Source organism: Paenalcaligenes sp. DL 309 (assembly GCF_057475285.1).
Genome location: NZ_JBYBKW010000001.1, coordinates 189553 through 215901, shown reverse-complemented (window position 1 = coordinate 215901; position 26349 = coordinate 189553). Strand labels below are relative to the sequence as shown.

Annotated in this window: 28 protein-coding genes and 1 pseudogene; 25 read left to right on the top strand and 4 right to left on the bottom strand. The window is 44.5% G+C overall.

Annotated elements, in window-relative coordinates; all coding sequences use genetic code 11:
- Positions 1-24 precede the first annotated feature (24 nt).
- From hflX to AC2UZJ_RS00915, 18 genes and pseudogenes are all read left to right on the top strand, one after another.
- Complete coding sequence (gene hflX / locus AC2UZJ_RS01000) at positions 25-1122, top strand: GTPase HflX (RefSeq protein ID WP_486948254.1); 1098 nt, start codon at positions 25-27, stop codon at positions 1120-1122.
- Positions 1097-2425 carry an FtsH protease activity modulator HflK gene (hflK, locus tag AC2UZJ_RS00995; RefSeq protein WP_486948576.1) on the top strand — a complete coding sequence of 443 codons (1329 nt, stop codon included), beginning with the start codon at positions 1097-1099 and terminating at the stop codon, positions 2423-2425. Before hflX ends, hflK begins: the two co-directional genes overlap by 26 nt.
- Before the next feature lie 9 nt (positions 2426-2434).
- Complete coding sequence (gene hflC / locus AC2UZJ_RS00990; RefSeq protein WP_486948575.1) at positions 2435-3301, top strand: protease modulator HflC; 867 nt, start codon at positions 2435-2437, stop codon at positions 3299-3301.
- Positions 3302-3457: 156 nt separating this feature from the next.
- Entirely contained in the window at positions 3458-4627 is a 1170-nt protein-coding gene (locus tag AC2UZJ_RS00985; RefSeq protein ID WP_486948253.1) for an ATP phosphoribosyltransferase regulatory subunit, read from the top strand.
- 82 nt (positions 4628-4709) lie between these two features.
- Positions 4710-6008: an adenylosuccinate synthase gene (locus AC2UZJ_RS00980; RefSeq protein WP_486948252.1), complete on the top strand. Its 1299-nt coding sequence runs from the start codon at positions 4710-4712 to the stop codon at positions 6006-6008.
- An 18-nt stretch (positions 6009-6026) separates the two neighbouring features.
- Entirely contained in the window at positions 6027-6572 is a 546-nt protein-coding gene (locus AC2UZJ_RS00975) for a phosphoribosyltransferase (RefSeq protein WP_486948251.1), read from the top strand.
- 104 nt (positions 6573-6676) lie between these two features.
- Positions 6677-6889, top strand: coding sequence for a 30S ribosomal protein S21 (gene rpsU, locus AC2UZJ_RS00970; RefSeq protein WP_486948250.1), 213 nt, complete (start codon positions 6677-6679; stop codon positions 6887-6889).
- On the top strand, positions 6886-8754 hold the full coding sequence (gene dnaG, locus AC2UZJ_RS00965) for a DNA primase (RefSeq protein WP_486948249.1): 1869 nt from the start codon (positions 6886-6888) through the stop codon (positions 8752-8754). Before rpsU ends, dnaG begins: the two co-directional genes overlap by 4 nt.
- A gap of 280 nt (positions 8755-9034) precedes the next feature.
- Positions 9035-11335, top strand: coding sequence for an RNA polymerase sigma factor RpoD (gene rpoD / locus AC2UZJ_RS00960; RefSeq protein ID WP_486948574.1), 2301 nt, complete (start codon positions 9035-9037; stop codon positions 11333-11335).
- Between the two features lie 70 nt (positions 11336-11405).
- Positions 11406-12302 (top strand): annotated as a pseudogene (locus tag AC2UZJ_RS00955) (cytochrome c-type biogenesis CcmF C-terminal domain-containing protein); the annotation flags it as partial.
- Positions 12299-12829: a DsbE family thiol:disulfide interchange protein gene (locus AC2UZJ_RS00950; RefSeq protein ID WP_486948248.1), complete on the top strand. Its 531-nt coding sequence runs from the start codon at positions 12299-12301 to the stop codon at positions 12827-12829. The pseudogene AC2UZJ_RS00955 and the gene AC2UZJ_RS00950, both read left to right, overlap by 4 nt.
- Positions 12829-13329 carry a cytochrome c-type biogenesis protein gene (locus AC2UZJ_RS00945; protein ID WP_486948247.1) on the top strand — a complete coding sequence of 167 codons (501 nt, stop codon included), beginning with the start codon at positions 12829-12831 and terminating at the stop codon, positions 13327-13329. Before AC2UZJ_RS00950 ends, AC2UZJ_RS00945 begins: the two co-directional genes overlap by 1 nt.
- The gene (locus AC2UZJ_RS00940) at positions 13329-13601 is read left to right on the top strand and encodes a hypothetical protein (RefSeq protein ID WP_486948246.1); all 273 of its coding nucleotides are present in this window, start codon (positions 13329-13331) and stop codon (positions 13599-13601) included. Before AC2UZJ_RS00945 ends, AC2UZJ_RS00940 begins: the two co-directional genes overlap by 1 nt.
- A gap of 62 nt (positions 13602-13663) precedes the next feature.
- Positions 13664-13867 (top strand): hypothetical protein, encoded by a 204-nt coding sequence (locus AC2UZJ_RS00935; protein WP_486948245.1) that lies wholly within the window; start codon positions 13664-13666, stop codon positions 13865-13867.
- Complete coding sequence (locus AC2UZJ_RS00930; RefSeq protein WP_486948244.1) at positions 13860-14078, top strand: hypothetical protein; 219 nt, start codon at positions 13860-13862, stop codon at positions 14076-14078. The genes AC2UZJ_RS00935 and AC2UZJ_RS00930 overlap by 8 nt, the downstream gene beginning before the upstream one ends.
- Positions 14079-14238: 160 nt before the next feature.
- Positions 14239-14919, top strand: a complete 681-nt coding sequence (locus AC2UZJ_RS00925) for a c-type cytochrome (protein ID WP_486948243.1) — start codon at positions 14239-14241, stop codon at positions 14917-14919.
- Between the two features lie 11 nt (positions 14920-14930).
- Positions 14931-15995 carry a c-type cytochrome gene (locus tag AC2UZJ_RS00920; protein WP_486948242.1) on the top strand — a complete coding sequence of 355 codons (1065 nt, stop codon included), beginning with the start codon at positions 14931-14933 and terminating at the stop codon, positions 15993-15995.
- 242 nt (positions 15996-16237) lie between these two features.
- Positions 16238-16582: a DUF4168 domain-containing protein gene (locus AC2UZJ_RS00915; RefSeq protein WP_486948241.1), complete on the top strand. Its 345-nt coding sequence runs from the start codon at positions 16238-16240 to the stop codon at positions 16580-16582.
- Between the two features lies 1 nt (position 16583).
- Here the strand turns inward: AC2UZJ_RS00915 and AC2UZJ_RS00910 are convergent, their stop codons facing one another.
- Both AC2UZJ_RS00910 and AC2UZJ_RS00905 read right to left on the bottom strand, forming a co-directional pair.
- A complete protein-coding gene (locus AC2UZJ_RS00910; RefSeq protein ID WP_486948240.1) occupies positions 16584-17192 on the bottom strand; it encodes a class I SAM-dependent methyltransferase in 609 nt (202 codons plus the stop codon).
- Between the two features lie 95 nt (positions 17193-17287).
- Positions 17288-17470: a hypothetical protein gene (locus AC2UZJ_RS00905; RefSeq protein WP_486948239.1), complete on the bottom strand. Its 183-nt coding sequence runs from the start codon at positions 17468-17470 to the stop codon at positions 17288-17290.
- 255 nt (positions 17471-17725) lie between these two features.
- Between AC2UZJ_RS00905 and AC2UZJ_RS00900 the strand changes: the two genes are divergently transcribed.
- The 6 genes from AC2UZJ_RS00900 to AC2UZJ_RS00875 all read left to right on the top strand — a co-directional run bounded on the left by AC2UZJ_RS00900 (position 17726) and on the right by AC2UZJ_RS00875 (position 23135).
- Positions 17726-18040: an HPF/RaiA family ribosome-associated protein gene (locus AC2UZJ_RS00900; RefSeq protein WP_486948238.1), complete on the top strand. Its 315-nt coding sequence runs from the start codon at positions 17726-17728 to the stop codon at positions 18038-18040.
- Between the two features lie 24 nt (positions 18041-18064).
- Complete coding sequence (locus AC2UZJ_RS00895) at positions 18065-19225, top strand: baeRF3 domain-containing protein (protein WP_486948237.1); 1161 nt, start codon at positions 18065-18067, stop codon at positions 19223-19225.
- An 88-nt stretch (positions 19226-19313) separates the two neighbouring features.
- On the top strand, positions 19314-20231 hold the full coding sequence (locus AC2UZJ_RS00890; protein WP_486948236.1) for an SPFH domain-containing protein: 918 nt from the start codon (positions 19314-19316) through the stop codon (positions 20229-20231).
- A 20-nt stretch (positions 20232-20251) separates the two neighbouring features.
- Positions 20252-20704: an NfeD family protein gene (locus tag AC2UZJ_RS00885; RefSeq protein ID WP_486948235.1), complete on the top strand. Its 453-nt coding sequence runs from the start codon at positions 20252-20254 to the stop codon at positions 20702-20704.
- 3 nt (positions 20705-20707) lie between these two features.
- The gene (locus tag AC2UZJ_RS00880; protein ID WP_486948234.1) at positions 20708-21259 is read left to right on the top strand and encodes a gamma carbonic anhydrase family protein; all 552 of its coding nucleotides are present in this window, start codon (positions 20708-20710) and stop codon (positions 21257-21259) included.
- Positions 21237-23135: an FUSC family protein gene (locus AC2UZJ_RS00875; RefSeq protein ID WP_486948233.1), complete on the top strand. Its 1899-nt coding sequence runs from the start codon at positions 21237-21239 to the stop codon at positions 23133-23135. Before AC2UZJ_RS00880 ends, AC2UZJ_RS00875 begins: the two co-directional genes overlap by 23 nt.
- Here the strand turns inward: AC2UZJ_RS00875 and AC2UZJ_RS00870 are convergent.
- A complete protein-coding gene (locus AC2UZJ_RS00870; RefSeq protein ID WP_486948232.1) occupies positions 23109-23978 on the bottom strand; it encodes a BUD32 family EKC/KEOPS complex subunit in 870 nt (289 codons plus the stop codon). The two genes, AC2UZJ_RS00875 and AC2UZJ_RS00870, sit on opposite strands and share 27 nt — an antisense overlap.
- Between AC2UZJ_RS00870 and AC2UZJ_RS00865 the strand changes: the two genes are divergently transcribed.
- Positions 23977-24720: an endonuclease gene (locus AC2UZJ_RS00865; RefSeq protein ID WP_486948231.1), complete on the top strand. Its 744-nt coding sequence runs from the start codon at positions 23977-23979 to the stop codon at positions 24718-24720. The genes AC2UZJ_RS00870 and AC2UZJ_RS00865 overlap by 2 nt on opposite strands.
- A gap of 384 nt (positions 24721-25104) precedes the next feature.
- Here AC2UZJ_RS00865 and AC2UZJ_RS00860 read toward each other — a convergent pair whose 3' ends face one another.
- Positions 25105-26328 (bottom strand): MFS transporter, encoded by a 1224-nt coding sequence (locus AC2UZJ_RS00860; protein WP_486948230.1) that lies wholly within the window; start codon positions 26326-26328, stop codon positions 25105-25107.
- Positions 26329-26349: the final 21 nt, after the last annotated feature.

Sequence of the window (26349 nt, the reverse complement as noted above, 5' to 3'; positions counted from 1 at the left end):
TTTCTTTTTACGTTTGGGTTGCCTATGAAAGCGTTAATTATTAGCGTAAATATGGGCAGCTTAGACTACGCGGCGCATGCAGAAGAGTTTCAGATGCTAGCGCAAGGTGCTGGTGCCCAAATCGTCGATACCGTGGTGGTGAATCGTGATAGACCTGATGCCGCGTTATTTATTGGTAAAGGTAAGCTCCAAGAGGCAGTGCTTATAGCGCAAGAGCATGAGGTGGATATTGTGCTTTTTGATCAGCCTTTAAGTCCCGCCCAGCAACGCAACTTAGAGCGTGAGTTTAAGTGCAGAGTAGTAGATCGCGTTTTACTCATACTTGATATTTTTGCTTTGCGTGCACAAAGTCATGAAGGTAAGGTTCAAGTAGAGTTAGCTCAATTGCAGCATTTGTCTTCACGTTTAACGCGTATGTGGACAGACTTAGAGCAGCAGCAGGGTGGAATAGGGGTACGCGGGCCAGGTGAGTCGCAGCTAGAATTAGATAGGCGGGTTATAGGCTCTAGAGTACGTAAACTACGTGAGCGCTTAGCCAAGCTTAATCGCCAACGCCAAACTCAACGCAGAGCACGCATGCGTGGTAATACATTAAACGTCTCTTTGGTTGGTTATACTAACGCCGGTAAATCCACGTTATTTAATGCCTTAACACGCGCAGAAGCCTATATAGCTGATCAATTGTTTGCTACCTTAGACACCACCACACGTCGTGTTTGGATAGAAGGTACGGGGCAAGTGGTTATTTCGGACACCGTTGGGTTTATCCGTGATTTACCCCCTACACTGATTGCTGCATTCCGCGCTACACTTGAAGAGACGGTGCATGCCGATTTGCTCTTGCATGTGGTGGATGCATCTAGTCCGCAAAAAGATGAACAAGTTCACGAAGTCAACAAGGTCCTCGCTGATATAGGCGCAGATCAGGTTCCGACTATTTTGGTCTACAATAAGATTGACTCTGCAGGCCTTTCGCCCCGTATAGAGCGCGATGAAAAAGGTCACGTGGTGCGAGTCTTTGTCAGTGCTCTAGATAGAGCCGGTTTAGATGACTTACGCACAGCTATTGTTGAGTCAAGTCAAACACTGGAAAGTAATACGTTCCATGACGAGAATTTATAATTTAAATGATCCCGGTTGGGGTCGAGACGGCAATAAAAGTAGTGGTGATAAAAATCAACCGCCCCGTCGTCCCGAAAATCAAGATGGGCCCCCAGACCTCGATGAGGTATGGAGCGACTTCAATAAACGCTTGGGTGCCATGTTTGGTAATAAAGGCAATAAAGGGGGTGGTCAACGGCCGCCCACAGGTGGTGGGCGGCCGCCAGTAAAACTACCCAAAGGATCACCCAAGCTCTTTCTAGGATTGTTAATACTCATAGTGGGCTTTTGGCTTTCTACGGGTTTTATGATTGTCCAAGAAGGGCAGGTATCTGTAGTGACTCGTTTTGGCGCATACACTAAAACCTTAAATCCAGGTCTGCAGTGGCGTTTACCCGCGCCTATTGAGGCCAATGAAGACGTAAACATTGCACAGTTACGTACTTTTGAAGTGGGTTACCGTGGTAATTCTCGCAATAAAGTGCCTACCGAAGCCTTAATGCTTACGGCAGATGAAAGTATTGTAGAAGTGCAATACGTTGTGCAGTATCGTTTACTGCAAACGGGCGCACCTGATTATCTCTTTAATACGGTAGACCCAGACGAATCCGTACGCCAGTCGGCTGAAACCGCTATGCGTGAAATTGTGGGTAGAAAACCCATGGATTTCGTGCTGTATTCGGGGCGTACAGAAGTAGCCTCTGAGGTGCATCAGTTGGCACAAAGTATTCTTGATCGCTATAAAACCGGTATTCAAATTAGCACGGTTGCTATTCAAAACGTGCAACCCCCAGAGCAAGTACAAGCAGCCTTTGATGATGCCGTTAAGGCTGGGCAAGACCGTGAGCGTCAAATTAACGAAGGGAATGCTTATGCGAATAAGATATTGCCTGAAGCCCAAGGTCAAGTGGCACGTATGATACAGCAAGCCGAAGGGTATAAAGCCAAGGTGGTGGGTGATGCCACGGGTGATGGTGCGCGTTTTGATAGCATCGTTGCTGAGTACGTGAAGGCCCCAGAGTTGATGCGTGATCGCTTGTATATCACCACTTTTGAGGAAATTTTAGCTAACACCAGTAAAGTATTGGTTGATAGTAAGAATAACAATATGTTGTACCTACCCTTAGATCAGGTGTCTAAAACTGTGAGTGGACGTAGTCAAAACACGAGCTCTGAAGCCCCTCATGCTGCCGCCACATCCGCAGCCTCTGAGTCAGCAGCTAAGTCTTCGTCTACCAGCTCACGTACTAATGCGCCTACCACCATCCCTAGCAGTAGTGATGTGGGTAATTTGTCTAACCCTTATTCACCTTATGCCCGCTAGGAGGTCATGATGCAACGTCTGTTTCCTGCTCTGATCGCTTTAGCTATTGCTCTAGCGGTATTGTCTACTACCTTATTTGAGGTTAAAGAGCGTGATTTCGCGCTGGTGTTTGCTTTGGGTGAGGTTAAAGAAAGTATTAGTGAGCCTGGTCTGCATTTTAAATTGCCGCCACCTTTTCAAAACGTGGTGTTTTTAGATAAGCGTCTACAAACCATTGAGGCCAAAGATCCAGAACGTATTCAAACGGCAGAGAAGAAAAATCTGCTGATTGACTCGTACGTCAAGTGGCGTATTGATGATCCGCGCTTGTTTTACGTTACCTTTGGGGCCTCTGATCGCGGTGCGATTGAGCGTTTACAAGCGCAAATTCGCGATGCTTTAAACGCCGCTGTTAACGTGCGTACCGTAAAAGAAGTGGTGTCTGATGAACGTGATGAAATTATGCGTGAAGTGTTAGAGTCCGTTCAAAAACGTGCTAAGTCTTTAGGTGTGGCCGTGGTTGATGTGCGCTTACGCCGTATTGACTTCACTCCTGAGATTTCTGAATCCGTTTATAGACGCATGGAAGCTGAGCGTAAACAAGAAGCCAATCGTTTGCGTGCTACGGGTGCGGCTGAAAGCGAGCGTATTCGCGCTGAAGCTGACCGCGAACGTTCTGAGTTGATTGCTAACGCTTACGCTGAGGCCGAAGGCATTCGAGGTGTGGGTGAAGCTCAAGCCGCGGATATTTATGCCCAAGCGTATAGTAAAAACCCCGAATTTTATCGTTTTTACCGTAGCTTAGAGGCGTACCGTAATGCATTTAAGTCTGACAATGACATTCTTGTTATTAGCCCAGAGTCTGACTTCTTTAATTACTGGAATAAAATAGATTAGTAGCAATTACGAGTCAGGGTGATGGTCATTTCACCTTGATTCGTTTATACTAACGTGTAAGTTTTTACTCCATATCGCAAGCGGCTTGGTGGGCTTACGCCCCAAGTCGCTTTTTTATTGCACTGCCTTTACCTAGAGAAAAACGAAGCTATTTGTATGTCTAATTGGTTACTACCAGAAAGCTTGGCAGATATTTTGCCTGCCGAGGCTCGTCGTATTGAAGAGCTGCGCCGTTACTTGCTTGATCTATACCGTACGTATGGGTTCGAGTTAGTGGCCCCTCCATTAGTTGAGTACTTAGAATCTTTGCAGGCCGTTTCTGGCTCTAAGCTAAATTTACGTACCACTAAGGTGGTAGATCAGCTGTCTGGCCGCACCATGGGTGTACGCGCAGACATGACACCGCAAGTAGCGCGTATTGATGCGCATCTACTCAATCGCCATACCGTTACGCGCCTGTGTTACTGTGGTTCGGTGCTGCATGCTCGTCCGCAGGGTCTATTGGCAGACCGTGAGTTATTGCAAATAGGCGCTGAGATTTTTGGTTATGCAGGGGTAGAGGCTGATATAGAAATTATCCAACTAGCCTTAGCCAGTATCCGTAAGGTAGGTGTAAATAAAACGCGTTTAGATTTAAATCTGCCTGCTATTGGGCATGCCATTATTCAAGCGGATGCGGCCTTAATACCGTATACCGAAGACATTTTTGATTTGCTCAGCGCTAAAGATATTCCAAGTTTGCGCGAGTTGCAGCAAAAAGTACAAGGCTGTGAGCCCAAAAGTATCCAAGCATTACTGACGCTTTGCACCTTGTATGGCGATGCCACCGAAGTGATCGCCAAAGCCAGACAAGTTTTACCCAGTTTAGACACCATTACGCAGGCCCTAGATCAATTACAAACGGTAGTTGATTACCTGGATGTGCCAGTATTAACCATAGATTTAGCTGATATGGGTGGTAGCTCAAGTTATCATACAGGTGTGGTCTTTTGCATTTATGCTGATGGTTGGCATGACGCTTTAGTACGTGGTGGGCGTTATGATGGTGTAGGTAAAGCCTATGGCCGTGATAGGCCAGCTACGGGTTTTAGTATGGACCTGCGCAAGTTGTCAGCAGGTTTAGCAGCAGCACAAACCATCCGCGCTATACGAGCCCCTTGGGGCACTGACGTTGCTTTACAAACTAAGTTACACAGTTTGCGTGAGTCTGGTGAGATCGTAATTCAAATGCTACCTGGTCAATCTCCAGAGCTAGACGAGTTCCATATAGATAGGGAACTGGTACTACAGAATGGTGAATGGCAAGTGCAGTCATTGACTGTATAGTGGTAGTGTATTTTTACATTTTTCGAGTTTTTAGCTACTAACAGGCCAGATACATGCGGCCCTTATTAAATTGATACGTAACATGAATAAAAACATTGTGGTGATCGGCACCCAGTGGGGTGACGAAGGTAAAGGAAAGATCGTTGATTGGCTCGCAGAGTCTGCCCAAGGCGTAGTACGCTTTCAAGGCGGTCATAATGCAGGTCATACCTTATGGATAAACGGTCAAAAAACAGTACTACGTTTAATTCCTTCTGGAATTATGCATGATCACGTCACCTGCTATATAGGTAACGGCGTAGTGCTATCGCCTGAGGCCTTACTTTCTGAAATTAAAGAGTTAGAGAGCGTGGGTATTAATGTACGCGAGCGTCTCAAGATTTCTGAAGCCTGTCCGCTTATTTTGCCCTATCACATTGCCTTAGATCAGGCGCGTGAGGCCAAAAAAAGTGATGATAAACGCATCGGTACTACGGGTCGTGGCATTGGCCCTGCTTATGAAGATAAAGTAGCTCGTCGTGCTTTACGCGTCCAAGATTTATACGATATGGATGTGTTCAAAGAAAAGCTCCTCGAGATATTGGATTATCATAACTTTGTGCTTACGCAGTATTTAGATGCTGAGCCCGTGTGTGCTGATACGGTACTAGAGCAAGCCGCTGTTTTCGCTGAAGAGCTGAAACCCATGGTGGCTGATGTGAGCAATAAACTTTATCAAGCAGCGAAGGCCGAGCATAAATTACTGTTTGAAGGGGCTCAAGGGGCACTTCTAGACATCGATCACGGCACCTATCCTTTCGTGACCAGTAGCAACTGTATTGCGGGCGCGGCTTCGGCGGGTGCAGGGGTTGGCCCCCAGCAGTTAAGCTACGTATTGGGTATTGCTAAGTGTTACATTACCCGTGTGGGTGCAGGTCCATTCCCTACAGAGTTACATGATGAGACCGGGGCGCGTTTAGCTGAAGTAGGTAAAGAGTTTGGTTCGGTTACAGGCAGGGCGCGTCGTTGTGGTTGGTTTGATGGCGCGGCCATGAAGCGTTCCGTCATGTTAAATGGTATCAATGGGTTATGTGTAACTAAACTTGATGTGCTTGATGGCTTAGATACCATTAAAATTGGTGTGGGTTATCGTTATAAAGGTCAATTCCTTGATGTGTTGCCTCCCGGCGCGCATGCCGTGGCTGAGGCGGAGCCCGTGCTAGAGGAAATGCCCGGCTGGACAGATTCCACCGTAGGCGTCACTGAGTACGATAAGCTGCCCATTAATGCCCGTCGCTACTTAGAGCGCATTGCTGAGGTTTGTGAGGTGCCTATTGATATGGTATCCACAGGTCCTGATCGTAACGAAACCATTGTGTTGCGTGACCCTTTTAGTAAATAATTAATCGTTTAAATCGCTATGAACCTACCTTCAAATACAGACAGCGACCTCTGGGTTAACTGGCAAGAATACAACGAGCTCATCGAGCGTTTAGCATGGCAAATACACGAGTCCGGTTGGAAATTTGATAAGATCGTGTGTTTGGCTCGTGGTGGCATGCGAGTAGGTGATGTGATTTCACGCATTTATGATGTGCCTTTAGGCATATTAGCTACCAGCAGCTATCGCGAAGCCGCAGGCACGCAACAAGGCGCTTTAGACATTGCGCAGTTTATAACCATTACGCGCGGCACCTTAGATGGGAATGTGTTATTGCTCGATGATATGGTGGATACCGGCTTAACTTTTAAGCGGGTACGAGATCATTTACGCACGCAATTTCCTGCTATTACTGAATTGCGCACTGGCGTACTGTGGTGGAAAGGGCACTCGGAAGTAGAACCTGACTATTACGTAGATCAATTACCTACAAATCCTTGGATTCATCAGCCTTTTGAAGAGTATGACAGCTTGCGTCCGCATCAATTAGAGGCGTGGATTCGTAAAGGAAAAACCTCAGAATAGTAGCTGATTGCCGTGTTTATTTTGACTAAGCAGGCTAATTCATGCTACTATTTATGGTTTAATACCATACCATTGTAATTGCAAATAAAAGGTAATTGATTTATATGACAACTGTTCGCCTGAAAGAAAACGAACCTTTTGAGGTCGCAATGCGTCGCTTTAAGCGCACCATTGAAAAAACCGGTCTTTTAACAGAATTACGTTCACGTGAATTCTACGAGAAGCCCACTGCTGAGCGCAAACGTAAACACGCTGCCGCGGTAAAACGTCACTATAAGCGTATCCGTAGCCAGCAATTGCCTCCGCGTATGTATTGATACCTGAATCTTTTATTCAGGAGTTACTAGCGCGTGTAGATATCGCAGATGTCGTAGGGCGCTACGTACAGTTACGCAAGGGTGGGGCCAATCTCATTGGCCTATGTCCCTTTCATAACGAGAAATCTCCTTCTTTTACCGTCAGCCCATCTAAGCAGTTTTATCATTGCTTTGGCTGCAGTGCGCATGGTAGTGCCATTAGCTTTTTGATGGCGCATACAGGTGCCACTTTTCCTGAAGCCGTTCGCTCCTTAGCAAATGAAGTTGGCTTAACGGTTCCTGAATCCAATCGGTCTCCTCGTCAGCGTGAACAAGATCAGCAACGTAAAGAGCAGCGCTCTATACATCAGCAGATTCTAGACACCGCGCAAGAACATTATTTGCGTCAGCTGGCACGCTACGAACCGGCTCAAAATTACATTACTCAACGTGGTCTATCAGCTCAAACAGCAAGTCGTTTTGGCTTAGGTTGGGCTAATGCGGATCGTCACGACCTCAAACGCGTATTTCCCAATTATGAAGAAGCGGTGTTAGTGGAATCTGGCTTAGTGATTGAAGCCGATGACGGCCGCCGTTACGATCGATTCAGAGCGCGTTTGATGTTTCCTATCCGCAGCCGTAAAGGGGAGGTGGTGGGTTTTGGCGGCCGTCTTATTGGGGCGGGTGAACCCAAATACCTTAATTCACCTGAGACGCCATTGTTTTCTAAAAGCCATGAGTTATATGGCTTATGGGAAAACCGACAAGGCATACGTAGCGAAGGGTTTGTAACGGTAGTAGAAGGTTATATGGACGTGGTGGCGCTGGCCAATCAAGGGTTAAATAATGCAGTAGCCACCTTAGGTACGGCAACCACCGAGTTTCATATTCGCCATTTAATGCGCGCTAGTGATCGCATTGTGTTTTGTTTTGATGGAGATGCCGCTGGGCGCCGCGCCGCTTGGCGAGCACTCACTACGTGTTTGCCACAACTGCGTGATGATGTGTCTATGCGGTTTTTGTTTTTACCCGCTGAGCATGACCCGGATTCCTATGTGGCAGAGTTTGGCGCAGATGCGTTTAGACAGCAAGCTAAAGAGTCGGCCGCTTTGTCGCGTTTTATGCTTGATGAGCTGGCTTCACGTCATGCTATGAATGAAGCCGAAGGACGTGCAGCCTGTGTGCATGAGGCCATACCGTTACTACAAAGCTTACCAGATTGCACCTTAAGCTTCCAGATAGAGCAAGAGTTTGCGCAATTAGTACGTTTAACGTATGACGAACTGCAGCTGCGGCTGATGCAAGCCAGTGCAGCACAAAAAAAATATGCAGCATCAGCAGAGCCTGTGCAAGCACGGGTAGCAGCGACTATGCCAGAGCCGCCCCCTTGGGATGTGGCAATGCCACCGGCTGATTACGAGCAGACGTACGCCCCTACCAAAAAGACAAATAAAGCGCACACAGTAACGCCTATAGCAAAGCAGTTGCTTAAATTATTAGCGGCTTATCCACATCTAGCACAAGACTTAGATCATGAAGCGCTTGAAATTATCGTACAAAGCCCCACCTTAGTATTAGTACAAGAGTTAATTGCTTTGGCTAATGATACGCAATCTCAACATATTGGGGCGTTGCTAGAAGTGGTAGACTCTGATTCCGATTTAGCTCACGTGTTAGAAGGGCTCTCAACGGAGTTACTGCAGCAAGAAGAGCTCCCAAACCCTAAAGGGGAGTGGGATGATGCGCTGCGAAAAATACAGTTAGAGGCAATTAAACAAGAGCAATCCAGTTTAATTGCTGCCGGGTTACCTGATGCCGCCTCTAGGCAGCGCTATCAAGATCTAACTCGGCGCATGGCGCAGTTAACTGCTGCGCCTTCGTCTTAACTGCAGTAAAATATTTCATTTTAAGGAATGCTCACAGCAAGCTTTAATAAATAAATGATAAATACCTGCTGGTACATGCGTGTTGTTACTATTGCGGCCTTGTTGAACATACCAAGGATTAAATCTATATAACGTCAACATCGCTGTATCGGCTCATTTTTTTATTGAAAGCAATATTGCTGTAGCATTTATCTCTATTTACACCGTTATGGTGTTTAGGTCCATGGGATTCAATATGACTCAATCGACTGGCAATAATACTACAACTCGTTCTGTGACGATGGCTGCCTCTGCAGATGATGCAGACAGCACTTCTGTAAGCATTGATGCCACGGAATCAAAAACGAGCACAACCACAGCAGCAAAAAAATCAGTGAAAAAAACCGTCAAAAAAGCCGCCAAAAAAGTGGTGGCTAAAAAAGCCGCCGCCAAAAAAACCGTGGTAAAAAAAGCGGTGGCGAAAAAAGCCGTGAAAAAAGTGGCGGCTGAAGCAAGTGAAGAAGAGTCTGCAGCCGTAGCGAAGAAGGCAGCCAAAAAGGCAGCAAAGAAAGCTGCTAAAAAGGCTGTGGCTAAAAAGGCTGTCAAAAAAGCGGCGAAGAAAGCAGTCCCCGTTGCACGTCGTGGGCGTCCAGCCAAGACCAGCGCTTTTGATGACGATGAAAATCATGATAACGAGGAGTACATCCCAGAGATTAAACCGGCAAAAAAAGGTAGCAAACGCGGTGGAGCTCGGGATGTATTTGGAGGTCGTGGTCAGTTAACGCCTGACGAGCAAGAAGCACGTCGTGAGCGCTTAAAAGCCTTAATTAAACTGGGTAAAGGGCGTGGTTACTTAACCTATAGTGAAATTAATGACCACTTACCAGACGATTTAGTCGATGCTGAAGCCATAGAAACCATTATTGGTACTTTCACTGATATGGGAATTATGGTTTACGACCAGGCGCCCGATGCTGAAACTTTACTCATGAGTGAAAATGCTCCCTTGGCATCTGCTGATGATGACGTTGAGGATGAGGCTGAAGCGGCGCTAACTACGGTGGATTCTGATTTTGGCCGTACTACTGACCCGGTGCGTATGTACATGCGTGAAATGGGGACGGTAGATTTGCTCACGCGTGAGGGTGAGATTGAAATTGCCAAGCGTATTGAAGATGGCCTTAAAGCCATGGTAATGGCAATTTCGGCTTGTCCTACTACAGTGAATGAGGTGCTAGCCTATATCAATGAGGTGCGTGAAGGCACCATGGAAATTGATGATGTGGTTGATGGCCTGATTGATGATGAAGGTGAAGATTACGCTGGATCAGGTGTCAGAGACGAAGATGATGAAGGTCCTGCTGGCGCCATGAGCAGCAAGCAAATTGAAAACCTACGCATCAAATCACTGAAAAAGTTCGACATCATCCAAGAGTGGTTTGATAAAATGCGCGTTGCTTTTGAATCTGAAGGCTACCGCAGTCCGGGATATATAGAGGCCAAGAAAAACATTCACGATGAGTTCATCGGCATTCGCTTCACCGCTAAAATGGTAGAGAAGCTGGCTGATACCATGCGTGAGCGTGTGGCGGGTGTACGCGCTTTAGAGCGTGAGATTATGCAAATTTGTGTGCGTCGTATTAAGATGCCGCGCTCGCATTTTATTAAGAGCTTCCCAGGTAATGAAACCAACTTAAACTGGGTGCTTGATGAATTAGCTGCTAATCCGCCTTATGCTGAAACCCTAGAGCGCTATGTGCCCGCTATTCAAGAAATTCAAGAAAAGCTATTAGAAATTCAAGCTAGCGTCGTTTTACCCTTGCCTGACTTAAAAGAAGCCAATAAACGCATGCTTAATGGTGAAGCCAAAGCACGTCAAGCTAAACGTGATATGACGGAAGCCAACTTACGCTTGGTGATTTCTATTGCTAAAAAATACACCAACCGTGGTTTACAGTTCTTGGATCTTATTCAAGAAGGTAATATTGGTTTGATGAAAGCAGTAGACAAGTTTGAGTATCGTCGTGGGTATAAATTCTCTACGTATGCCACGTGGTGGATTCGTCAAGCGATTACGCGCTCTATTGCAGACCAAGCACGTACTATACGTATCCCCGTGCATATGATTGAGACCATTAATAAACTTAATCGTATTAATCGTCAAATCTTGCAAGAAACGGGTGAAGAACCCGATCCCGCTACCTTAGCGCAAAAAATGGATCTGCCCGAAGACCGCGTACGTAATATACTTAAAATTGCTAAAGAGCCTATTTCTATGGAAACCCCCATCGGTGACGATGATGATTCCCATTTAGGTGATTTTATTGAAGACATGAATACCGTTTCACCTTCTGATTCGGCTCTACATGGCTCCATGCGTGATGTAGTCAAAGACGTGCTGGACTCCTTAACACCACGTGAGGCTAAAGTGTTGCGCATGCGCTTTGGTATTGAAATGAGCACAGACCAAACCCTAGAGGAAGTGGGTAAACAGTTTGATGTTACCCGTGAGCGTATTCGTCAAATAGAAGCTAAAGCGTTGCGTAAGCTGCGTCATCCAAGCCGTGCTGATAAGCTCAAATCCTTCTTAGAAGGTAAGTAAATTCCATTACCATAGACCAGCCTTTGCGCTGTAAACATAACGCCATCTCTGTTAAATAAATAGAGGTGGCGTTATGGGTACAGCGCTAATGCACTCTTTAGCCGTTACAGAAAAACGCGGTAGTTTTAAACGTTGGACGGTATTGCTGGCGATTCTGACTTTTTCCTTATCGTTATTAGGCATGTTTATTGTGCGCTCCGGCGTGCTTACCTCGGTGCATTCTTTTGCTACTGATCCGGGGCGTGGTCTATTTATCTTAATCTTCCTTGCCATTGCGTTGGGTGCAGTATTACCTTTCATTATGTCCGAATGGCGTTGGGGGGTGGCAGTGGCTTCGGCCTTAGCTTTTTGGGTTATTTTCACCTCCTTAAATGATGTACTCAAACGGGTAAAGCTGACGCGTAATAAGCACAGTTGGTTTACCACGTTGCGCAAACAGCCACGCTCTTGTCTAGGTATGCATATCGCACACATAGGTGTGGGTGTATTTGTACTAGGCGCTGCCTGGGCTTCGGGGTATGCCAGTGAAGAGCACCGTAAAGTGGCACCGAATGAAACCGTTACTGTGGCCGGATATGAATTGACTTTTAAAAATTTGGAAGCCATTCAAGGGCCAAATTATCAAAGTTTAATGGCACATTTTTTAGTGACCAAAAACGGTAAAGCCATTTATTGGCTTAAACCTGAAAAACGTAAATACGTTTCTAGTGAATTACCCATGACTGAAGCCTCGCTCTATCACACGCCTTTTGAGGATGTGTATGTGTCTATGGGTGAAATGCTAGGCGATGATCTGAATACCAGTCCATGGCTTATACGTTTTTATTATAGGCCGTTAATGGGTTGGGTTTGGTATGGCTCTATTTTGATGGCCTTCGGTGCTTTTTTGTCCATGACAGATCGCCGTTATAGATCACGCTTATCTTCAAAGAAAAAGATAAAGAATAAAAAGGCAGTTCAAGTATGAAGCGCTTTATTCCATTACTTCTTCTTTTAGTACTATTGGTTTTTTTAGGCATAGGCCTCACCCGCGATCCGGGTAAATTGCCCTCGGCGTTAATTGATAAATCACTGCCGGCCTTTTCTTTGCCTAATTTAGCAAAACCCACCGAGCAAATTACCTCTGAACAGCTCGCGGGTGAGCCGTGGGTATTAAATGTGTGGGCTTCATGGTGCACGGCATGTGTGGCTGAGCACGGCGTGCTGCTTGATTGGCAGCGTACGGATCCCGAGTTGCGCTTAGTGGGATTAAATTACAAAGATGACCCCCTAGAGGCTAGACAGTGGCTTAGAAAATTAGGGGGCAGTCCGTATCAAACGGTGGTGGTAGATAGGCCAGGGAAGTTTGGTATAGATTTAGGCATGTATGGGGTGCCTGAAACGTTTATTATTAGTGCCGATAACCGAATTTTGCATCGTTTTGCTGGAGCGCTAACCATGGATGATGTGAATAAGACATTAAAGCCTTTGTTGCAGCGTGAGAGGGCGGAGTAATGAAAACCATGTCTCGTTCAATGTCTTTAGTATTACTAAGTTTTTTATTGTTATTTCCTGTATTTGCCGTACAAGCAGAAATAAGCATAAGCACGCAAGAAGCTGAGCAACGTTTTAATCGTCTCAGTAAAGAGTTGCGTTGTTTAGTGTGTCAAAACGAATCCTTAGCGGAGTCGCCCGCGGGCCTAGCCGATGATTTACGCCAAGAAGTGCGCGCGCAAATTAATACCGGTAAAACCGATGAAGAAATCAAAAGCTATTTGGTCGATAGATACGGCTATTTCATTCTTTATAAGCCACCCTTCATAGGGCGTACCTTATTATTATGGATTGCGCCTTTTTTAATTTTATTTGGCTTAGGTGGCTGGTTGGTGTGGCAATTAGTGCGTAAACAAAAAATGAAAACCTCAACTCAGGATGATACAGCATCCAGTGTAAGTAGGGCTTATGAAAAAGAGCTAGCGAAAATTAAAAAAGAGTTTGAACAGGAGCAAGAGTAATGTTGTATTTTTACATGGCTGTCATTGTGTTGGCAGTGCTTGCTGTGATGGCTTATTTTTTAACCCGCGCGCAAACGGCGCAGACAAAAGCCGGTATAAACGCACGGCAAAAACGTTATCAGTTGCATGAGCATGCTCTAGTAGAGTTGTCGCAGGCCAAAGAGCGTGATGAAATCGATACAGAAACGTATGAATGGGAATTACAACAACTTAATCAGCGCTTAGTGCAAGAAATGGCAGACTTAGGTGAAGATCCCACGCAAAGCCCGTAGCTAAACGACAAGCTAAACACTGGACAGCTCTGTTGCTGGTCGTGCCGTTGTTAGCGGCTGGTATGTATTTTTATTTAGGCCAGTCTGTACCTGATCCGGCTCAAAATTTAATGAAAACGGGTGATGTAGGGCAGTTTTTAGATCAAATTCAAAGCTTAGAAGCCAAAGCTCAAGCTGAGCCAGATAATCTAATACAGCAGCTTATGTTAGCGCGTAGTTATAGGGTAATGGGGCGTCATGCCGATGCGGTAATTGCTTATGGGTAAGCCCGACGAGCTCTTGTTACAAGCGCAAGCACTAGAAGCCAACAACCTAGATGTGCTGATGTTGATGGCCGAATCAGCTGTAGAAAAAGAGAATTACACTCAAGGCTTAGTTTTATTAGAGTCACTTAAAGAACAATTAGGTGCTACGGGTGAAGAGGTTGATTGGGTAGATAGCAAAATTGAAATATTACGAGAATTAATACAAAAATAAGTAAAAGGGGATAGAAAAGTCTTCAAAAGAGAAGTAAAGTCAAAAAAAACCACCTTATTCTATGTAATATTTGGTTATTTGTTCATAACCATATAGAATTTAGGGCTATAGGGGGCGCGATTTAGCGTTTTTTTGGCTATCTTTTGAGAGTTTATCTATTATGACTCGTACTCTTTTTACTCGGTTACCGTTAGCCGGTATGTTGGCTGCGGTTGGTCTTTCTACGGCCATGTCAACAGCAGTCGCCACAGAGCTAGACCCTGAGGCAATTGAGCGCGGTAAAACCGCAGCTGTTACCTGTGTGGCCTGTCATCAGGCAGACGGTAGTGGTATGAATATCCCAGGCGGTGAGTCCTGGCCACGTTTAGCGGGTTTAGATCGTGATTACATCGTTGCACAATTAACAGCATTTAAAAACGGCACGCGTGAAAACGCATCCATGCTGCCTTTTGCTAATATGCTTAATGACGAGCAAACCGTTGATGTCGCTAGTTATTACGCTAGCCTAACACCCACCCAAGCTGCACCCATTGATGTAAGTGAAGAAATGCTTGAGCACGGTAAGAAATTGGCCTTAGTTGGTGATTGGGATCGTTACATTGTGTCGTGTAATGCCTGTCATGGTATTGATAGCCAGGGTAATGGATCCACCTTCCCTGAGCTGGCTGGTCAGCATCCTGGTTATATTGCGCAACAAATTACTGCTTGGCAAAATGGCACCCGCACTAATGATCCGCAAAACTTAATGAAAGTGATTGCTGACCGTCTAGACGATCGTGATATCGAAGCGGTTTCCGCATGGTTGGCCTCACAGCCTGCTGTAGATCAAGATCAGAAATAAAGGGATTAGGAATGAAAACAATTTTTAAAAAATTATTGCCGGTAGCAATTTCTGGTGCTTTTTTATTTGGCACGACTGGAGCGCACGCTCAACTAACAAAGATGGGTGCAGATCTTACCGAAGAGGAGCGTATTAAGATCAGCGAAATGGCTCCGGGTGCACCTGCTCCCAAAGATGATGAGCTCGTTCATATACCACCGACCATGGAAGACTTAGAAGCTTCTGATTTGCATCCTAAGATGAAAGAAGCCATTCGTCGTGGCCATGATTTATTCATTAATACTCAGCAGTTACGCGGTGAAAACGTGTTTAACAACATGAACTGTGCTAGCTGTCACATGGGTGAAGGGCGTCTGCCTTTTGCGGGTCCAGTATGGCCTGCAGCCGTTGATTTACCCGCTTATCGTGGTAAAAACGGCCATGTTAATAATCTCGAAGAGCGTTTAGTGGGGTGCTTTACTTACTCCATGAATGGTAAGCCGCCTGCCTACGGTAGTGATGATATGTTGGCACTTACGCTATATCACCAATGGTTAGCCACTGGCGTACCTATGTTTCCAAAAGAAAAAATCTATGGTCGCGGTTACCCGCGTTTAGCTGATCCGGCAGAAAAGCCAGATGCGGCCCGCGGTAAAGTGGCTTATGAAGCGAACTGTGCTGTTTGTCATAATGAAGACGGTGGCGGTAAGGTAACCGATGGCGAGGTGATTTTCCCTGCACTGTGGGGTGATGACTCTTATAATTGGGGGGCGGGTATTTCCCGTGTTTACACCTTAGCGTCTTTCACTAGACACAATATGCCTTTGGGTCAGCCCAACAGCATTTCTGAGCAAGACGCTTGGGATATTGCTCAATACGTAAACAGCCAAGAGCGCCCTCAAGACGTGCGTTACACAGGTGATATAGAAGAAACGCGTCAGCTCTATAATGACACTTTCTATAAACACAGCATGTACGGTCAAGAATACAATGGCAAAATCTTAGGCGATCACGACAACGTGGGTCATAAAGACTTTTTAAAGCCTGATATTTTACGTCCACGTGATTTCAGCGGTAATAAAAAAACCGAAGATTAAATAACTTGTAATCAGTTATTAATAAATCACGAAGTAATAAAAACAGCCACCCATCAAGCACTTAGGCTTGAGGTGTGGCTGTTTCTTTATAATTAAATCCTCGGCTTTCATAATAACTAACAGAATGAAACTTGAGATCGTGCTCAGAATTGCCGATGATGAAGGTTCTTTGAAGTTGTTAATAAGGAGGCTTGGAATGCCCCAAAATATGAAAGCATTTATCGCCGCTGCAGCCATTAGTTTTGGCCATTAGTTTTGGTTTAGCAGCCCCTATTGCACACGCCCAAAGTACGCAATCTACACCTTCTGCAGGCGCACAAGTGATAGCTCCTAGCTCTCAGCAATTAGATCAATATGCCAAGGTGGCACAACAAGTTGCTTTGGTGGCAGCAGATTATCAGCCTAAACTTCAGGCTGCAAAAGACGATGCGGCACGTCAAAACATCATGCGTGAGGCGGATGAAAAAATGGTTTCTGCTGTAGAGTCAGGTGGTCTTAGCGTAGAAGAATACAACGGCATTAGCATGGCCATTCAGCAAGATCAGGCGCTACAACAACAAGTTCAACAGCGTATACAAGGGCAATAAGTTACTTTTTTGCAATAAGCTGTACAACGGCTGAAATGCCGTTGTGACCTTCGCCCTCATTGATAGGGCGTTGCTTTTCTTCGGCGTATAAAAACTTTAGCCCTTCGAAGTCTTGCTGCAGAGTGCTCACCTCATAGAGTAGCTCTACATTTCCCGGGCCACCGGTTTTAAGACTGAGTTGCTGTGGATGATATGCTTCAAGTAAAAAAATACCGTTTGGCTTCAAGGCCTTTATGATTTGCTTGTGCACTTGTTGGCGTAAAAGCGGCGGTAGATGGCAGAAAATAGCAATAATACCATCCCACTTTTCTTCTTCAAAAACATAATCCTTTAAGTCTAGGCATTGAGTGTTGATACTCACACCGCGTTTTTCTGCTAGTTTTTTGGCTTTCTCTAAACCAGATGCTGCGCCATCAATGGCCGTCACCTCAAAGCCGTGTTGAGCTAAAAACACAGCATTTCTACCTTCACCTTCCCCTATAGATAAAATACGCCCTTGCGATGGCAGTACCGTTATATTTTCGCGTAAAAAATCATTAGGCTCAGTGCCGTAAAAGTAGGTGTCTTGATTAAAGCGTTGATGCCAAAAGTTATCGGTAGGTTGTGACATAACGAATATACCTTTTAGTTAGAAGTAGCCAAAGAAAAACGTCGCAGTGGGCAGTGCGACGTTTAAAGGGAGAGCAGATGTATGTCTTTACTATATTAAGCTAGATTTTTAGATTTCAAGGCCTTAGCGCGCTTATTAATTAATTTTTTTAAACGTAAACTGGCTAAGTGCAGAGCAACTGCTAAAGGGGCAAATGCCGAGCCACGTAAATGTGAATCCATTTGTGAAGGGCTGCGGCGTGATACTTGGGCCTCTTGAGGCAACATGTTTTTAAACATACTAATTAAACTCCTATAATTATTATTTATTTGGGTTAATCCTTAATTGTAACATACAACTAGGGTTTTTACTAGTATATAAAGTATTTTCTTCATGATCGAAAGCTAAGGGCAAATAAGGTAAATTCAAATAAATAACGATCTAGCGCAAAACAAAAATTAAATGCATGTAGTATGCTTATAGATAGAGCAGACAGTAAATAATTACTCACTAGTCTGTCATGTGATTAATTCGTTAATAAATAAAGGTGCAGTATGCAAATTCAAATAAATACAGACAATCACATTGAAAACACAGCAGCTTTGCGTGAGCGTACTGAAGAGGTGGTTAATCGAGAGCTTAAGCATCAGCGTCAGCATTTAACCCGAGTAGAGCTTCATCTTTCAGATTTAAATAGTGGCAAATCTGGCGCTAAAGATAAACGCTGCTTGGTTGAAGGCCGTCCAGCCGGATTAAAACCTCTTAGTGCAGAACATCGAGCGGATGATATTAATTTAGCCATTACGGAAGCAGTACGTCAGTTAAATAGAGTGTTAACTACCGCCATCGCGAAAGCGCACGAAAAATAATATTTACATGAAGCAGGAGATACTATGCATCAATTAAATCCTCAGGATTTTCAGAAATTATTAGATAAACAAGAGGGTCCTTGTTTATCTTTGTATCAGTCTACACATCGTAGTCATCCCGAAAATGCCCAAGATCCCATTCGTTATAAAAACTTAGTTAAAAAATTAGAGACGTCATTACAGAGCACTTATCCTGCTAAAGAATATGAGTCTTTGCTCAAGCCTTTTCATGATTTAGCTGAAAATACCGATTTTTGGCAGCATACTTTAGATGGTATTGCCATATTAACGAATAAAGACGAATTTAAAATCTATCATTTACAACGTCCCACACCAGACTTTGCTGTGGTAGCAGATTCTTGGCATCTCAAGCCTTTATTACGTCAAACACAAACTGAAGATCGTTACCAAGTACTGTGCCTAACTCGTTCTGAGATTCAGCTTTATGAAGGTAATCGTGATTCTTTAGACCATATGGTTTTTGGTTCAGACTTCCCAGATACAGCAGAAAAAGCCATTGGCACTGAACTCACAGAGCCTTTTCAGCAAGTGGGTAATTATGGCTTAGGGCCAGCTGCTAGACCCGGTATGGCTATGCATCATGGTCATGGTGGGAAAAGTGATGCTGTAGAAATTGATATAGAACGTTTTTTCCGTGTGATAGATAAAACGGTGCACGAACGCGTAAGTAAACACAGTCAGTTGCCTTTAATTCTGGTGACCCTTTCTGAGTACCAAGGGGTTTTCCGCAAACTGTCAAATAATAACTTCCTAGTGGAAGAAGGTTTGAGTATTGACCCTACTTCGTTGACAGTAGATCAATTGCGTCAAAGAACGTGGGAACTCATGGAGCCGGTGGCAGCTAAACGTGTACAAGATGCTGTGGCAGATTTTCATCAAGCACATGGTACCGGTCTTGCCAACTCTGATCTAGAGCGTACTTTAGGTGCTATTTTAGATGGACGTGTAGCAACGCTGCTAGTTGATGCCGACAAACGCATTGCGGGTCGCGTAGATCGTGAAAATCGTCAGGTTGAATTACTAGAAGACTTTTCAGCGCCGGATGCTGAGGATGTTTTAGATGATTTAGCAGAAATGACATTGCGTCGTGGCGGTAAGGTGATGGTAATTCCTAGCTCATATATGCCTACTGATTCTGGTTTAGCATCTATTTATCGATTCTAAATAGATAGCAATTCATAAGGAATAGGCCGATAATAGCCATCTATTATCGGCCTCTTTTTTGGCCTATATTTGATAAGGAAGCTCAGTCATGGAAGCATTATTGTCGTTTACAGGCATATTGGTCATAGTTGTTATTGCCATCGTGTTTGCTGGTATCAAAGTGGTGCCACAGGGGCAGCAATGGACCATAGAGCGTTTTGGGCGTTACACCCGCACCCTGGAGCCGGGGTTGGGATTGATTATTCCTTTTATGGATAGGGTAGGCAGTAAACTTTCTATGATGGAATCAGTTTTAGATGTGCCCGCCCAAACGGTTATTTCAAAAGATAATGCCGCAGTTACAGCTGATGGCGTGGTGTTTTATCGCATCATAGATGCCCCTAAGGCCGCCTATCAGGTAAATAATCTTACGCATGCCATCGTCAACCTAACTACGACGAATCTGCGTTCTGTATTAGGTTCTATGGAACTAGACCACATGCTTTCAAATCGTGAACAAATTAATGATCGCTTATTAGTTGCTGTTGATGCCGCTACCTCGCCGTGGGGTATTAAAATCACCCGCATTGAAATACGCGATTTAAATATGTCTATTGAGCTGCAAGAGGCCATGAATTTACAAATGACCGCTGAACGCCATAGACGTGCTGTGGTCACTAAGGCCAATGGCGATAAAGAAGCGGAGATTCTACAAGCTGAAGGTTCACGCCAAGCTGCCGTATTAAGAGCGGAAGGCGAGAAACAAGCTGCCATTCTTAATGCTGAAGCCCGTGAGCGTCAAGCAGAAGCGGAGGCGCGTGCTACCCGTGATGTGTCTGAAGCTATACAAGCGGGGGATGTGCAAGCCATACAATATTTCCTTGGGGTTAAATACATAGAGGCGCTACAAGAAATTGGCCAATCTGAAAACAGTAAACTTGTGTTGATGCCCTTAGAAGCATCTGGAGTTACTGGTGCTGTAGCCGGTATTAGTGAGCTGCTTAAAGCCACACAAGTTAAATCTTAATCTTTTAATTATTAAACCTTATGACATTCAGTGCTGTTTTTGACTCTTATTGGTATTGGTTCAGTGCAGCATTATTATTGCTGTTATTAGAGATTTTAATACCGGGCGCTTTTTTAATGTGGATAGGTTTGGGTGCCGCGGGAGTAGGGGTGTTTTTATTTGTATTCCCTGGGGCCGCTTTAGCTTGGCAGTTGATTGCTTTAGCCATTAGTGTAACGGCTGCCGTGTTGTTGGGTGCCACATGGCAAAAGCAAAGTCGTCAGAAAAATCCCCACGCATTAAATCAAGGTTTGGAAAGCTATGTAGGTCGCCCCGCTATGGCGAGTGAAGATTTTGTGCAGGGTCAGGGTCGTATACGCTTAGAAGACAGCTCTTTTAGCGCTTATAGCGATGAGGTTATCAAAGCATCGCAAGCGGTGCGCATTGTCGCTGTGGATACCATGGGTTTTAAAGTAAAGGTGATAAAGGAGTAATAGATGTCAAATATACGTACTTTTAGAAAACATACTCCCCAATTAGGCAATAAGGTTTGGGTTGATCCGTCCGCCGTGGTGATTGGGGATGTTCAAATAGGTGATGATAGCTCCATTTGGCCAACTGCTGTGGTTCGCGGCGATATGCATAGGATTCGTATTGGTCAGCGTTGCAGCATTCAAGATGGTAGTGTGTTGCATATTACGCATGCGGGTCCATTTAGTCCTGACGGTTTCCCTTTAACTCTAGGTGATGATGTCACTGTGGGGCATAAAGTCATATTGCATGGCTGCACGCTAGGTAGTCGTATTCTCGTTGGTATGGGCGCCATTATCATGGATGGCGTGGTAGTAGAAGATGAAGTTATTATTGGTGCCGGTAGTTTAGTACCCCCCGGTAAAACCTTAGCAAGTGGTTATTTATACGTGGGTAGCCCAGTGAAAGCCGTACGAGCTCTAACAGATAAAGAGAAATCCTATTTCACTTATACGGCGGCTAATTACGTGAAATTAAAGGATGAATATTTAACAAATGGCGTTTCTTCAACAGCATAAAGCAAACATACAACGCGCCTTATTGCTCGCTTTTTCTGCTTGGATTTCTTTTGTCTTAGCTGTGTTATTGGGTGTGGATAATCCCTATTGGGCCGCTATGCCTGTATGGGTTATTGCGCAATCCACGCGTGGTCTGTTGCTTGAACGTGCCATTTATCGTGTTATGGGTACGGTGATAGGGGCAGCGGTGGGCTTGTTGATTTTGCTCACCGATCATGCAGTATGGCAACTGCTACTCATGACGCTTATCATTTTTATTAGTGCAGGAAGTCTACAAGTAATACAAGGTGTGCGTAGCTATATGGTGCTGTTATCAGGCATTACCGTAGCCGTTGTGGTTTTGCCAGCACTCCTATCACCCGATCAGGGTTTAGAGCTAGCTTGGGCACGTATTCAAAGTACCTTTATTGGGGTCGTAGTGGGTACCGTATTGACTGGCTTGGGCACGCCTAAAAACCCACGGCAGCAGTTTTATCAGCAAGTAAGACAGGTAGCGGCTGATACCGTACAAACGGCGGTGTTATTTTTAACAGAACAAAAGCAGCCTAAAATTGAAAAAATGTTGCGAGTGCTTAGTATGCGTATTGCAGAGTTAGAGGCACAAGCAGAGTACACAGCAGCAGGTTCGGTTGATGGTTATAAACGCAATGCGTATGTAGAAGCTTTACTTTTTTCTGCTTTAGAAACCATTGCGGCGGCAGCCCAGTTAAAAGCGCAATTACAGCGCGGCAGACAGATCTCCTCTCACACCATTAAACAATTACAAACTTTTAGCGCGCAGTTTAAGCAAGGCGTAGCGATAGAAGGTTTGCGTAGACAAGATCCCGAAGACCTCCCCAATAAAGTGAGCTTAGCGCGTTTACGTCGTGCATTAGGGCAGATGAAACGGGCTGAAGAGGCATTATTTACAAATAAATACCCCTTTTGGCGCAGCGGGTTGCCTTTACGGCGCTTTAAACCAGCCAGAGATTGGGTTACAGCTAAACGCAATGCTTATTTATGTGCCTCATTAGGTTTTGGTGCTGGTTTAGCTACCTATTTAAGTCAAAGCACAGCTGTTGAGTTAGCTGCTACAGGGGTTTGTATTTTTTCGTTAATTGTTAGCTCTTTACCGAAGCCGCACTTACATGTACGTCATTTACTTGTAGGGGTAGCGGTAGGCTCCGTGCTAGCAGGGTTATATCGACTTAGCCTACAACCTTATTTGCAGGATTCGGTTTGGATGGTTTGGAGTCTCCTGCCTTTTATGGTGCTAGGTGGTATAGCTCGCACGCATCCTAAAACAGAAATTCCAGCCTTAGATGGCACCATGTGTTTTTTATTAGCTAGCCAGTTCGGTATGCCAGCAGTATCTTTAGGGGCTGTGGTTCAAGGTTCACTGGCTTTTATTATAGGTGCTGCCCTCATAGGTCTTAGTTTTGTGCTGTTAACGCGTCATTTAGAGCCGTGGGCGCGGGTGTTGCTGCAGCAGCTAGTGAATGAGGTGTATGGTGTCATTAAACAACGGCCCCCTCGAGAAGTGTCGCGTTGGCGTGCACGTATGGCGCGTTATGCTCTAGGTCTTTGGCAATGGATGGGGGCGCAAACGCCCAAAGGCTTATTGGCATTGATTAATTTTGGTTACAGCGTGATAGCTTGGCACCGTTTGACTGCGGTTGGCTCAGCAAATGAACAGTTAGGCTTGCAAATACAGCAAGAGCTAATGGATTTTGATCTTTACCCGGATCAATGCCAACGCGTTTTAGTGCAAATGGCTGATCGTGTAGCAGACAGGCTCCTTATAAATGCCTTGCACGATATGGCGGCAGCATTAGATGAAGCAAAGCCACTATTATTATTTTTGCATCATTCAGCGGGTGGTCGTAGTAGCGGCTAAGCTCATCGTTAAAATATCCGCAAAATATAAAATACGGTGTACATCTTTAGATTTTTTTCGTCTTTTACTGAGTAGTACCGTGGCTTTACGCAACACCTGAAAGCAGCGATTAGTACGTTCTAAATAACGCATTATTTCTGGATTTTGTGTTTTTTTAAAATAGTAACAAAGTAACGTGCTACCTAGCTCTAGATCTTCATTAAGAAGTAGGGCAATAGAGTTAAAGCATTGCAGCACATCGTAAGCTTGTGCCATAGCTAACGGCATAGCATTGCCTGTGTTCTCCTCAAAATCAATACGGTAAATTATATTGTTTTTTATGGTGAGATTACGCATCTGTGCTCCGCCATGCCATTGGCCAGCTAGGTGTAGCGCAATTAAGCTATCTATTATCTGATAGAGGCGTTTGGTGTTGTGTGGTGTGTGCTTTAATACATGTGCTATAGATTCACCACAATGCTCCATCACCATATATTGTGCTGTTTCTGTGTACACGCTAGGCACATGCAAACCAACATTTTTTAAAGTACGCAAACGCTCAGCTTCGAAATGAATATCGCCTGTACGTAAGAGGCGTGGCCTAACTCTAACGCCAAAGAAAATAAAGCAAGCGGCGGCACTGCTCCATTCACGCCACAGCCTGCCTTTTTCTTTACGGGCAAATTTCACTACATAAGGTGTGTCATTATGATGGATGATAATGGGATCTATTTGTCCCTTTTCTAAGTAAGGGGTTATTAATGGCTCTATGGTATCTATCGCGCCTAGTTGTTTAGAAGAGGACATAAATATTGGGTTCAAAATATCGTCATTAATCAAAATTAGAGCTACACTATAGGCCATGAAACGCCTTGTATCTGTTTTTTTTCTGTCTTTTTTATCCCTGCTTGCTTTTTCTAGCTCTGCTTCTGAGCTCGTTAGCCGAAAAAACGAGGTAGGGCATCGTAATTTCTATCAGGCAAAAAAGGTCTTGCCTGATATTTTCAATGGTTTAAATACTACCTTTTATTGTGGTTGTCCTTATGAAGGTAAAAAGGTGAATTTAAACGCCTGTGGTTACCGTATACGTAAAGATCCACGCCGTGCTGGGCGCATTGAGTGGGAGCATGTGGTCCCGGCTTGGGCCATTGGGCATCAGCGCCAATGTTGGCAAAATGGCGGCCGCTCTAATTGCTCTAAAACGGATCCCGTTTATGCGAAAGCTGAAGGGGATCTGCATAATCTCACGCCTGCCATTGGAGAAATAAACAATGACCGCAGTAATTACCGTTTTAGTGTGTGGACACGTAATCCCGGTCCAGATAAAAGCATGTATGGCAAGTGTCAAATGTTGGTGGATTTCAAAGGCCGCAAAGTGCAACCACCAGAAAACGTACGCGGTAAAATTGCCCGTATAACCTTCTATATGGTTAATGAATATGATCTAAATCTTAGCAATCAAGAGCGTAGATTGTACTGCGTATGGGCGAAGACTTATCCACCAGATCGTTGGGAACAAGTACGTAATCAACGCATTGCAGCTGTACAAGGGAACGTAAACCCATTTATCTCTGAGCCGAGTTTAATTGATCGTATTTGTCGTTAATTTACATTCGCATGCTAACTTGTTGAAAAGTAGTGGATATCTTTTTTGTCAAGTTGTTTTGTTGATTGTAATTACATTTTCATTCCATATTTTCAAAAAATAAATCATTGCAAGTTGTAAATCGTGGTGTTTTGTGTAAGACATTGATTATAAATAGGTTTTTTTGTTTTTTGTGGAGGTTTATTCGCCTAAATAGTAAAAAACCGGTTGTTTTTAAGGTTTTAATTATGTGATATGTAGGGTTTTTACTAGGCTTAAAATGGCCATTAAAGTTATCCCCAAAAGCTGTGGATAACCTTGTGAATAAGCTGTTGATATCTTGTCCTATGCCGCGCTAATAGCGCCACTGAGGTTCTTTGTATAGTTATTAGCAAAATCGGTTTTTTAGGGAGGAAATTTCACTTTTAACCAAGCCACAAACACTAACGTCATACACAGTAAACTCAGAGTAATACAAAATATAATTAACGCCGTTTGTAGGCCAAGCTGGTTTGCTAAAAAACCAGTGGTAATAATAGGTAAGATGGCGCCTAAATAGGCCACGATTAAATAGCTTGAAGTGGTAGCTGATCGATGTTCGGGCAAAGCGACGCGATTTACTATGCCCATACCGGCAATTAAACATAAGCCATGTCCAAAAGCTAAAGATAAAACGGCACTGCTAAATATCCATACCGAAGCATGCTGTAAATTCGCGATTAATAAAATACAGCTTAAAGTAAACGCCAACAGGCCGAGTATCAAACTGTATTTCAATGACCAGCGTCTAGCCAACAGCTGAAAAGCAGAAGACATAAATAAAATCACGCTAATGGATACACCGCTTATAGCCGGGCCATGCCAAGGCACCATATCATGCATAAAACTAGGTGCTAGTGAAGCAAATAAGCTAAACATGGCAAAAGCCGTAAAAGCGGAGGCAGCAGCCAATAAAAAAGGAGCGCGTGCCATAGCGGTAGGTATGTGCACACTAGGGCGCCAAAAAGCCTTAGGTGTCGTGCTTTTAGAGCTTGTTTCCGGCCGATGGGCCTTAGCTGGCAACATAAACATTGAGTAAATCGCAAGCACACCCATTACAATTGAAGGCAAATAGCTGCTGCGTAAAGGAGCGGTTGCCCATTGCGCAATGAGCCCACCTAATAGGGGGCCCAGTCCAAAACCAAAAGCAATGAGTAAACTGGTGGTAGCAGCGGCACGTTGCAAATCCTTGGAGCGATTTAATTTGTTTAGACCTATAGAGGCGGAGGTAACAATTAGGCTAGAGGCTAGGCCTATAAGAACTCGGCTTAGCATAAAAGACCAATAACTCCACGCGATGGCGGAAAATAAAATTCCAATACTCACCACGATAAGACCACCGCGCAATACAATAACAAAACCTTGCTGATCACTAATACGGCCTAAGAATAAGAGACTGCTCAAGGCAGAAGCCATATATACCACGTATAATAAAGTTATATCACCCGCATTTAACTGCCATGCTTGCTGATAGAGTGGATATAAAGGGCTAGCTAAAGCCGTGCCCATTACCCCTACAATCATGGCAAAGCAAACCCATAAATACGGTTTTTTTTGTACGGATTTTTGTAGGAGTGCAAGGGTGTACATACGAGTTGCCTAATTATAAAA

Coding starts and splice junctions, on each gene's coding strand:
- hflX (WP_486948254.1), top strand. CDS start 25: ATGAAAGCGTTAATTATTAGCGTAAATATGGGCAGCTTAGACTACGCG.
- rpsU (WP_486948250.1), top strand. CDS start 6,677: ATGACAACTGTTCGCCTGAAAGAAAACGAACCTTTTGAGGTCGCAATG.
- AC2UZJ_RS00985 (WP_486948253.1), top strand. CDS start 3,458: ATGTCTAATTGGTTACTACCAGAAAGCTTGGCAGATATTTTGCCTGCC.
- rpoD (WP_486948574.1), top strand. CDS start 9,035: ATGGCTGCCTCTGCAGATGATGCAGACAGCACTTCTGTAAGCATTGAT.
- AC2UZJ_RS00935 (WP_486948245.1), top strand. CDS start 13,664: ATGTATTTTTATTTAGGCCAGTCTGTACCTGATCCGGCTCAAAATTTA.
- AC2UZJ_RS00880 (WP_486948234.1), top strand. CDS start 20,708: ATGTCAAATATACGTACTTTTAGAAAACATACTCCCCAATTAGGCAAT.
- AC2UZJ_RS00940 (WP_486948246.1), top strand. CDS start 13,329: ATGTTGTATTTTTACATGGCTGTCATTGTGTTGGCAGTGCTTGCTGTG.
- AC2UZJ_RS00905 (WP_486948239.1), bottom strand. CDS start 17,470: ATGTTTAAAAACATGTTGCCTCAAGAGGCCCAAGTATCACGCCGCAGC.
- AC2UZJ_RS00875 (WP_486948233.1), top strand. CDS start 21,237: ATGGCGTTTCTTCAACAGCATAAAGCAAACATACAACGCGCCTTATTG.
- AC2UZJ_RS00860 (WP_486948230.1), bottom strand. CDS start 26,328: ATGTACACCCTTGCACTCCTACAAAAATCCGTACAAAAAAAACCGTAT.
- AC2UZJ_RS00910 (WP_486948240.1), bottom strand. CDS start 17,192: ATGTCACAACCTACCGATAACTTTTGGCATCAACGCTTTAATCAAGAC.
- AC2UZJ_RS00885 (WP_486948235.1), top strand. CDS start 20,252: ATGACATTCAGTGCTGTTTTTGACTCTTATTGGTATTGGTTCAGTGCA.
- AC2UZJ_RS00920 (WP_486948242.1), top strand. CDS start 14,931: ATGAAAACAATTTTTAAAAAATTATTGCCGGTAGCAATTTCTGGTGCT.
- AC2UZJ_RS00865 (WP_486948231.1), top strand. CDS start 23,977: ATGAAACGCCTTGTATCTGTTTTTTTTCTGTCTTTTTTATCCCTGCTT.
- AC2UZJ_RS00925 (WP_486948243.1), top strand. CDS start 14,239: ATGACTCGTACTCTTTTTACTCGGTTACCGTTAGCCGGTATGTTGGCT.
- AC2UZJ_RS00950 (WP_486948248.1), top strand. CDS start 12,299: ATGAAGCGCTTTATTCCATTACTTCTTCTTTTAGTACTATTGGTTTTT.
- AC2UZJ_RS00945 (WP_486948247.1), top strand. CDS start 12,829: ATGAAAACCATGTCTCGTTCAATGTCTTTAGTATTACTAAGTTTTTTA.
- AC2UZJ_RS00975 (WP_486948251.1), top strand. CDS start 6,027: ATGAACCTACCTTCAAATACAGACAGCGACCTCTGGGTTAACTGGCAA.
- AC2UZJ_RS00890 (WP_486948236.1), top strand. CDS start 19,314: ATGGAAGCATTATTGTCGTTTACAGGCATATTGGTCATAGTTGTTATT.
- AC2UZJ_RS00870 (WP_486948232.1), bottom strand. CDS start 23,978: ATGGCCTATAGTGTAGCTCTAATTTTGATTAATGACGATATTTTGAAC.
- AC2UZJ_RS00895 (WP_486948237.1), top strand. CDS start 18,065: ATGCATCAATTAAATCCTCAGGATTTTCAGAAATTATTAGATAAACAA.
- hflC (WP_486948575.1), top strand. CDS start 2,435: ATGCAACGTCTGTTTCCTGCTCTGATCGCTTTAGCTATTGCTCTAGCG.
- AC2UZJ_RS00980 (WP_486948252.1), top strand. CDS start 4,710: ATGAATAAAAACATTGTGGTGATCGGCACCCAGTGGGGTGACGAAGGT.
- AC2UZJ_RS00900 (WP_486948238.1), top strand. CDS start 17,726: ATGCAAATTCAAATAAATACAGACAATCACATTGAAAACACAGCAGCT.
- AC2UZJ_RS00930 (WP_486948244.1), top strand. CDS start 13,860: ATGGGTAAGCCCGACGAGCTCTTGTTACAAGCGCAAGCACTAGAAGCC.